Here is a 9,064-nt window from a genome sequence, read left to right as displayed (position 1 = left end):
AGATAACCCGCGATCCGCTCCCATTGCTCGTCCGTCAGCGTCCGTCTGCTCAAGGCCTGGCTCCTTCACCAACCTTGAATCAGAACTCTCGCCTCATGGAAATCCTGCAAATGCAGACGCACCCTAACGGGCCAGAGGGGCCAGCCGCTGGCCGAACAATGCGATGAAACGGTCGAGCGGGCAGGGGGCGTCGGCGGGGCAGCCGCGCGCATGGACGGGCGAGACGTTCACCGCCGCCGCGCCATCGCGGATGCGATCGGGCGACTGGGTGCGATAGGTCATGGTGACGAAGGCCCGGCCCCTGGCGTCGTGCCAGCGCTGGATCAGCACCGCACCGCCGGGCGCGGCGTCGTTGGCGGCATAGCCTGGCGCGATCAGGTCGAAGCCGAGCGCGGCGGCCAGCGCGGTGACATTGGTGTCGTGGCCGACCAGCAGGTCGACCTTCGGGCCGTTGGCGGCGGCCAGCGCGTCGATCATGTGGCGACCGAAGGCGGCGGATTGATGCGCGGCCATATAGGGCGAGCGCGAATAGACGTCGAAGAGCGCGGCGTGCAGCACGCCCAGCCGGGCCAGCATCGCGCCGTCCACGGGCGCGCCGCCGACCGAGGGGGCCAGCCCCTCGGCATATTGCAGCAGCAATACCTGCGCGGTGCCCGAGGCGGTGCGGATCGGGCCGCTCAGGTCGATGCCATGCCCGTCGGCCGAGGGCGTCAGGCGCGGCGCACCGGCGGGGTCGCATCCCTTGGGATCGCCGCAGCCCAGCACGGTGTCGAGCAGGTGCAGTGCGTCGCGATGCCGCGCGACCAGTGCATCCATGCCGCCGGTGAAGCGGTTGATGTCCGCGACCGCCGCATCGGCGTCGAATCGGGTGGCGCGGGCGCGCAGCGGTTCGAACAGCGGGTCTGCCTGATCGTCGGGGCGATGCCCGACCGGGATCGCGCAATCGGGGGCGAGTCCTTTCGCATAGGCCTGTCCGCTGGCGATGGTGCGCGAAGAGCTGTTGCTCCAGATGCGGATCGTCCCCGTCGCGGGACAGCCGGTGGCGGGCAGCAGCCCCTGCGCCGCCCAGTCGGCGCGATCGGCGCGCGCCTCGGCCATCAACGCGTCCGCCCCGCGTGGGGTCAGCTCGCTCTCCGGGGTGGACCAGTGCGGCCAGGCACGGGCGGTGCGCGTGCCATGCGGCACCTCGCCGTCCAGCGGCGCGCGCACGCCGTGGCGCATCAGCATCACGACCCGGTCAAGGGTCAGCGCGCCCGATGGCCGCGCGAGCGGAGGAGAAGCGGGCATGGCCATTACGGGCGCGGCCAGGCCGATGATGGCGGTCGCCAGGGCGAGCGGGGCGCGCAGCAGGCGCCAGGAAAAGCGGGATGCGGTCATCCCCGAATCAATGCGCCATTTCGGGGTCAGAACCGTGACATCGCCTGACCGGTGACCGTCAAAGTGCAGCGATATTCATGAATCTGTGTAATGTCATCAAAACTCGGTCATCAAGTCATCAAACTGTCACCGCCGGTGCGTAGCGGGTCCGCCGACGGTGCCCGGGGGGTGCTGTGAGCCATTACAGAGTTGATCCAGGGGGAATTCATGACCGCTTCTGCCAAGCGAGCGCATGTCGTGCGCCTTTTGTGCGGCACTGCCGCGACCCTATTGTTTGCCGGCCCCGCGCTGGCCGCGGATCTCGCTGGCGCGCCCGTCGCGCTCGGCGAGTCCGCCACGGCCAATGATCCCCAGACCGGGGAGGACGTCGTGGTGAAGGGGCGTCGCCAGGCGATCGTCAACGCGCAGGACGAACAGCTGCGCAGCCAGTCGCTGGCGACCGTGGTCTCGGGCGAGGAGCTGCGCGTCCAGCCGCAGCAGAACCTGGCCGACCTGTTGACCCGCCTGCCGGGCGTCAGCTCCTCGGTCGACCAGTCGCGCAACGCCGCGGCGACCGGCGAGGCGCAATATGTCTCGATCCGTGGCCTCGACACCTCGTACAACGCCTATTCGTTCGACGGCGTGCGGCTGGCGCAGACCGATGCGCGCACCCGCGCCATCTCGATGAACCTGCTGTCGCCCTTCTCGCTCCAGACGGTGCGCGTCGACAAGGCGCCGACCGCCCGATATGATGGCGACGCGATCGCGGGCATCATCGACATGGTGCCGATCACCGCGTTCGACCTGCCCAACAACCGCACCCAGATCCGTTTCCAGGGTCAGGTCGCGGGTCGTGCCGCGGCGCGCGACCAGAATCCCTGGGGCGGCACCGTCCAGGTCGAAACCGCGCGGCGCATCGGCGATCTCGGCATCTATGCCTCGGCCTATTATGGCCGGAAGCATGTGCTGGGCGAATCGACCGCGATGCAGCACGACTGGGAAAAATATAACAACAACGTGCCCGGCATGATCCGCGACAATATGGACAATCTGTTCGCGCGGGGCGTTCAGTGGCAGGCGTTCCGCAACAAGATCGAGCGGTTCGGCGGCACGCTGAACTTCGACTGGAAGGGCGAAGGCACCGACCTTTACTGGCACTCGACCTATGGCCAGTACAATCTCAAGAGCTGGATGGATCAGACCGCGCTGCGGCAGACCAGCCTGGCCCCGTATCAGACCAACCCCAACCCCAATAAGGGGTCCTATGACGCGGCGGGCTTCCGCGCCGATTACGGCCTGACGGCGACCGATTATTTCCGCACCGAGCATAGCAAGCAGGCACTGGTGACGACCAAGATCGGCGGCCAGACGCGCTCGGGCGACTTCACCTTCGACTATCACGGTGCCTATTCGCGCGGGTCGCAGGATTATCCGATGCGCATCCAGTCGGGCTTTGCCGGCGCGCCCTATATCGGCACCGCCGACAATACGGGCACGGCGGCCTATCGCATGGTCACCTCGATCGGCAACCGGACCGCGCCGCAGGTCGTGCTGACCGACGCCGCGCGCGCCTATCTGACCGATCCGTCGAAGATGAAGCAGTGGTATATCACCCAGCAGTTCGAGAATACCTGGGAAAGCCGTCTGGAAGGCCAGTTCGACACGACCTGGCACCATGCCGATCAGGGGCTGGTCTCCGTCTCGGCGGGGGCGAAGGTGGAAGACGCCAAGCGGTATGCCAACGCGCTGGGCGATGACGGGGCGCTGCAATATACCTTCCCGAACGCGGACGGCACCAATTCGCCGCGTTATGCCGCGACCGGCCCCGCGCTGAGCTCGCTGCCCGGCAAGATGCTCGGCGGGTTCATGCATGGCGCGGCGCAGGTGCCGATCTATCTGATCGACACCAATTATATCGAGAACCAGGTCGCCCAGCTCTCGACCCCGAAGATGGCCGGGCTCGATCCGGTCAAGCTGAAGGAAAACCGGCTGGACGGCCGGGAAGCCCGCCTGAGCGGCTATGTCATGACGACGTTGCAGTTCGGCGAGCTTCAGGTCGTGCCGGGCCTGCGCTACGAATATAACCGGTTCAAGGGCACCTATTGGCAGGATCAGGGCAACGATACGGGCAAGTTCGTGACGACCAGCCGTCACTATGACCAGTGGCTGCCCAGCATCGTCGCCAATTACCGGCCCAATGACGCCATGGTAATCCGTGCCTCGGTCCGGAAGAGCTATTCGCGACCGGCCTTCGACCTGCTGCTCGGGCCGACGCGTGTCTCGCGCAACGATCTGGGCGAAGTGACGGGGGTGTTCATCCCCAACCCGAACCTCGATGCGCAGACCTCGTGGAACTATGACGCCTCGCTGGAAATCAAGGGGCAGGGCACCGACTTCTTCTCGGTCAGCCCCTTCTACAAGAAGCTGAACCACGTCCTGTTCGCGACCGGCACCACCAATGCGGGCGGCGATTACAACATCTGGGGCAATCCGCAGTCGGATCAGCAGGGCGGGGTCGAGGTGTCGCGCCTGACCACCAATGCCACCGGCAAGATCTATGGCGTCGAATTCTTCGGCCGCTATTCGCTCCGGGGCCTGCCGGGCCTGCTCGATGGTCTGGGGCTCCAGGCCAATGTGACGCTGCAAAAGGCGCAGGCCAATGTCTTCGTCAACGGCCAGAACCGCGAGCAGCGCATGACCCAGGCGCCCGAGGTGATGTACAACGCCGCCCTGTTCTACAATCGTGGCGGCCTGTCGGCGGAATGGAACTATAATTATACCGGCGACCGCCTGTATGATCTGCGCTCCAGCCGCCCGGATACCTATATCCAGCCGACCACCATCTCGAACCTGATCGTCAACTACTCGCTGCCCTCGGGCGTGACGGTCGGCATGTCGGTGCAGAACCTGTTCAACGAGCATAGCTATTGGGCCACGACGGGCGACCGCAAGGCCTATCTCTCGAACGACCGCAAGGGCGGCTATGTCGAGACCGGCCGGATCTACATGCTCAACCTGTCCTACGCTTTCTAAGCGTCGCGATCTTCACCCCTCCCCGATCCGGCGCCTGCCCCCTTGCAGGCGTCGGAGCGCTCCTCAACGCCGATGGTCTTTGCGGGCTGTCGGCGTCTTTGTGCGCGGTGCGTTTGCGGTAGGAATGTGGAATTTCTGACGGATCGCAGGCCCGGATTGACCAAAGTGTCATGGCCGATAGCATGGTACCAACGAGAGGAACCGTAAGATGATGAAACGCCAGCGTCGCCAGCAGGAGATCGTGGCGCTTCTGGGGGAAGGCAATTTCCGTGGCATCGGCGATCTGGCCCAGTCGCTGGCGGTGTCGGAAGAGACGATCCGGCGCGAGCTGCGCGTGCTGGAGGCGTCGGGGGCGGTGGTCCGCGCGCACGGTGCGGTGCGGTTGGCCAAGGTGGAGACCGAAGGGTCGTTCGCCGCCCGCCTGCAACGTCATGCCGACGCCAAGCAACGGATCGCGGCGGCGTCGGTGCCGTTCGTCGCCGACGGGCAGACGCTCTATCTCGATGCCAGCACGACCGGCCATTTCGTGGCCCGGGCGCTGCGCGACCATAAGCGGCTGACCGTCATCACCAATGCGGTCGGGGTCGCCGCTGAACTGGGCGGGCGCAACGAGAATCGCGTGCTGCTGGCGGGTGGTGAACTGGATTACGAGTATCGCGCCTGCTTCGATACGACCGCGCGCGACTATCTGGCGTTGTTCACGCCCTCGCTGGCGATCCTGTCGGTCGAGTCGGTCAATCTCGACCATGGCTTTTCGGATTATCACGCAGGGGAGGCCGCAGTGAGCCGGATGATGATCGCCCGGTCGCGCCGGACGATGATCGTGGCGGACCGCAGCAAGTTCGACCGTCACGGCACGGTGCAGATCGCCCCGCTCAACGGTGTCGCCATGCTGGTCACCGACCAGCCGCTGACGCCCGCTTATGCCGAGGGGCTGGCCGGGGTGGAGGTGGTGATCGCCTGACCCGTTGCCGCCCGGCGCGGGATGGCGAGCGCGACGCCCGCTCCCGCCAGCGCCAGCGCGGCATGGATCAGCCAGAAGTGCGACGCGCTCATCCCCGCATAGAAGGCGCCCAATTGCCCGACGACCAGATGCGCGGCGAAACCGTGCAGGTAGAACAGCCCCGTCATCGTGCCGCGTCGGGCGGGGGGCGCGGCCGCGTTGACGATGGCGAGCGCGGCGGGCCAGCTCAGCACCACGCCGATATCGAGCAGCAGGATCGTCGCCAACGGCCCGCCCAGTCCGATCATGCCGCTTCGCGCGGACAATGCCGTCAACAGGGCATAGGCGAGTGCGATCGCGACGCCGCCCAGCGCGAGCTTGATCGCACTGGCGGGTTCGCGGCCCCGCCGCGCCAGCCACGGCCAGAGCCGATAGGCGCCCAGTGCGAGTGCGATGGTGAACAGCCCGTCCGCCGCCGCCAGCCAGCTCGGCGGCACGGCGAAGCCCGCCACGGTCAGATCGACCCGCGCCTTCGCCCAGACCAGCATGATGTTCGTCAATTGCTCATAGGCGCAGAAACACAGCGTGACCGCGACGATCGCGGGCACCACCCGCGCCCAGTCGACCGCGCCGCCCTCCTCGGTGTCGTCCGGCTCGGCGGCGAGCGCCACGCGCGGGGCGGTGCGCAGCAGGAGCATGGCGACGCCCATGCTCAGCGCCATGGCGATGAAGGCCGGCGCGAAGCCCCAGCGCGCCGCCAGCCATCCGCACAGCAGCGGCCCGAGCATCGTACCGCCGTTCAGGCACGCCAGATAGGCAGCGAACAGCCGCTCGCCACCCGTCTTCCCGCGCAGCGCCCCGACCTCGGCCGCCAGATTGCCCTTGAGCAGCCCGATGCCGGCGATCATCAGCGCCAGCCCGACCAGCGTCAGCGCGCGACCGGCCAAGGTGACCAGCCCCAGCGCCAGCAGCGCCGCGCCCGCATACATGGCGGGTCGCCGCCGCCCGCTGCGATCCGCGATCCAGCCACCCAGCGGAAGCACCAGATAGGTGAGCGCGCCATAAAGCCCGTAAAGCTGGGACGCGAACGCGATGTCGCCATGCGCGCCCGTCACCCCCTCGATCGCGGCGCGCAGGGCCGCCAGCCCCGCCACCGATCCGGCCGGCCGAGCCAGCAGATCGGTCAGCAGGAACAGGGTCAGCAGCGATTTCGCGCCCTGGATCGCGAATCGTTCCCATCCCTCGACGCTGGCCAGCGTCCAGAAGCCGGGGGCGGGCGGGGCGGTGTCCCTGTCACGCATGATGATGGTGTCGATCCGTTGTCGGATTTGGAAGGAAGCGCTGGCTCCCTAAAGAGGGTTTGTGACGGGTTCGCGGCGGCTCGACAAAGACCGGCGCACACGGCACGACCTTTGGTCATGAACCTGTCCGCCATCGTCGCCGACATCGCCGCCGAAATGGCCGAGGCCCCCGAACGGGGCGCCCCGGCCGATTATATTCCCGCGCTGGCGCAGGTCGACCCGCGCCGCTTCGGCATCGCGATCGTCGAGGCCGACGGCACCTGCCACCTGGCGGGCGATGCCGAGCAGCCCTTTTCGATCCAGAGCATCTCCAAGGTCTTCGCGCTGACGCTGGCGCTCGGCGCGGTCGGCGACCAGTTGTGGCAACGGGTCGGACGCGAGCCGTCGGGCACCGCCTTCAATTCGATCGTGCAACTGGAAACCGAAGGCGGCATCCCGCGCAATCCCTTCATCAATGCGGGGGCCATCGTCGTCGCCGACATGCTGCTGGGCAATCACGAGCCGCGCGAGGCGATCGGCGAGATGCTGCGCTTCGTGCGCGGCTTGGCGGGGGAGGAGGATATCGTCATCGACGCCGCCGTCGCGCAGGCCGAGATGGAGACCGGGCACCGCAATCATGCGCTGGCGCATTATATGCGCGCCTTCGGGAATCTGCATCACCCGGTCGAGCGGGTGATGGGCGTCTATTTCCATTTCTGCGCGCTCGCCATGAGCTGTCGCCAACTGGCGCTGGCCGGGCGCTATCTGATGGCGCGGGGCGTCAATCCGGGGGCCGGGCGCTCGGTCGTGTCCCCCCAGCGCGCGCGGCGCATCAACGCGCTGATGATGAGCTGCGGCCATTATGACGGATCGGGCGAGTTCGCCTTTCGCGTCGGCCTGCCCGGCAAGTCGGGCGTGGGGGGCGGCATCCTGGCGATCGTGCCCGGGCGGGCATCGATCGCCGTATGGTCGCCCGGCCTCAACGCGCGCGGGAATTCACAGCTTGGTACGCTGGCGCTCGAACGGCTGGTGCAGCGGACGGGATGGTCCGTGTTCGACCCACAAGCTGGTTGACCCGGCGAAGCGGGGCGAACGCCGCCTGCGCCTGGAACGACAGGATCAGGTTCAGCGCGACCCCCGCGATCGACGCGGCGCCGAGCAGCCTTACGATCCGTTCGCCGGTGACGTCCGTGCCGCAGACCGACAGTGCGAGCAGCAGCCCCGCCCCGCCCAGCAGCTTCAGCCCGCCGCGCAATCGCGCGTCGTGCAGCGTCCCCGCGTCGCGCGCGTGACGATAGGAGCCGGCGGCCAGCAGCCAGAAGCTGATAAGACAAAGTACGATGGTTTCAAGCATGGGCAGGCTCCGAAAAGCGGCGGGTGCGGGAAGGGGTGCGGGTGGCGGGCCGCGCGCTGATCCGCGCGGCGACGGCGAAGCCGGTGCCGATGGCGAGGCAGGCGAGATCGAACGCCAGGAACAGGTGGTCGCCATCGAGCAGCGAGGGGATCAGCCAGCGCGACGTGGTCAGCGCGTTGACGACCGGAATCGCGATCCAGGCCAGGGCGGCGATCATGAACAGGGTGGTCCAGGCGCGGCGCGGGGCCAAGGCCAGCTGGGCCAACCCCAATATCCCCCAGCTCCAGAACATTGCCGACACTTCCATATCGGCACGGCCGGGCAGGTCGGCGGGGATCAGCCGGTTCGCGAGCAGATAGGCGGCCATGCCGGCAGGAAAGGCGGCGATCACCGCGATGTTCAGGCGTTCGGCCAGCTTCAGCCCGAAGAACGGCTCCGCGCCCGGCTTGCGCCGCTTGGCGGTCCAGAGCAGCAGGCCGGTGCCGACCATCGCCACCCCGGTCAGCCCCATGACGAAATAGGCCCAGCGCAGCGCGGGTCCGGCAAATTGCGCGAGGTGCAGGCCCAGCATGACGCCCGCAGTGCTGATCGCCGAGGCCGTCTCGCCGCTGCGCGACACGAAACGGCCGGTCGCGCCGTCATAGGTCGCGCTGGGCGTCCGGGCATTCAGCGCGCCGGGTAACGCGCGGGCGACGGTGACGCGCGCGGCGCTGTCGCCCGGATTGGCGATGATGATCCGCGTCGCGGGGCCGCCCAGCCGCCGTTCGGCGTCGCGGACCAGCGGCGCGATCTCGACCAGCGCGTGGCGCTTGCCGCTGGCGGGGACATCTTCGGGCTCGCCAAACGCCTCGTGGAAGAATTCCATGGGCTTGGCGTAGTTCATCAGGATCGGCCATGGCATGTACATGGAGATCAGCGTGATGAGCCCGGTATAGGTGATCATCGCGTGATAGGGCAGGCCCAGCACCGCCGAGACATTGTGCGCGTCGAGCCAGCTTCGCTGCCCCTTGTTCCAGCGCAGCGTGAAGAAATCGGCGAAGATGCGCTTGTGCGTGATGACGCCCGAGATGATGGCGCCCAGCATTGCCATCGCGCACA

7 protein-coding genes are annotated in these 9,064 nt (G+C 67.5%); 3 read left to right on the top strand and 4 right to left on the bottom strand.

What is annotated here, in order from left to right; all coding sequences use genetic code 11:
* Positions 1 to 123: 123 nt before the first annotated feature.
* Positions 124 to 1,377: a histidine-type phosphatase gene (locus RN629_RS17820; RefSeq protein ID WP_407036443.1), complete on the bottom strand. Its 1,254-nt coding sequence runs from the start codon at positions 1,375 to 1,377 to the stop codon at positions 124 to 126.
* A 207-nt stretch (positions 1,378 to 1,584) separates the two neighbouring features.
* On the opposite strand from RN629_RS17820, the gene RN629_RS17815 reads away from it, so the two are divergent.
* Both RN629_RS17815 and RN629_RS17810 read left to right on the top strand, forming a co-directional pair.
* Positions 1,585 to 4,389 (top strand): TonB-dependent receptor, encoded by a 2,805-nt coding sequence (locus RN629_RS17815; protein WP_407036442.1) that lies wholly within the window; start codon positions 1,585 to 1,587, stop codon positions 4,387 to 4,389.
* Positions 4,390 to 4,597: 208 nt separating this feature from the next.
* The gene (locus tag RN629_RS17810) at positions 4,598 to 5,353 is read left to right on the top strand and encodes a DeoR/GlpR family DNA-binding transcription regulator (RefSeq protein WP_407036441.1); all 756 of its coding nucleotides are present in this window, start codon (positions 4,598 to 4,600) and stop codon (positions 5,351 to 5,353) included.
* Here the strand turns inward: RN629_RS17810 and RN629_RS17805 are convergent.
* Positions 5,311 to 6,633, bottom strand: coding sequence for an MFS transporter (locus RN629_RS17805; protein WP_407036440.1), 1,323 nt, complete (start codon positions 6,631 to 6,633; stop codon positions 5,311 to 5,313). The genes RN629_RS17810 and RN629_RS17805 overlap by 43 nt on opposite strands.
* A 117-nt stretch (positions 6,634 to 6,750) precedes the next feature.
* On the opposite strand from RN629_RS17805, the gene RN629_RS17800 reads away from it, so the two are divergent.
* Entirely contained in the window at positions 6,751 to 7,686 is a 936-nt protein-coding gene (locus RN629_RS17800) for a glutaminase (protein ID WP_407036439.1), read from the top strand.
* Here RN629_RS17800 and RN629_RS17795 read toward each other — a convergent pair.
* Both RN629_RS17795 and RN629_RS17790 read right to left on the bottom strand, forming a co-directional pair.
* On the bottom strand, positions 7,592 to 7,966 hold the full coding sequence (locus RN629_RS17795; RefSeq protein WP_407036438.1) for a hypothetical protein: 375 nt from the start codon (positions 7,964 to 7,966) through the stop codon (positions 7,592 to 7,594). The two genes, RN629_RS17800 and RN629_RS17795, sit on opposite strands and share 95 nt — an antisense overlap.
* Positions 7,959 to 9,064: PepSY-associated TM helix domain-containing protein (locus RN629_RS17790; protein ID WP_407036437.1), on the bottom strand; the 1,106-nt coding region annotated here is incomplete at its 5' end. The genes RN629_RS17795 and RN629_RS17790, both read right to left, overlap by 8 nt.

The sequence above is a fragment of the Facivitalis istanbulensis genome (genome assembly GCF_040560405.1).
GTDB lineage: Bacteria > Pseudomonadota > Alphaproteobacteria > Sphingomonadales > Sphingomonadaceae > Sphingomonas > Sphingomonas istanbulensis.
Note: the sequence above shows the minus strand (reverse complement) of the source record. Positions and strands in the feature narration are given on the sequence as shown.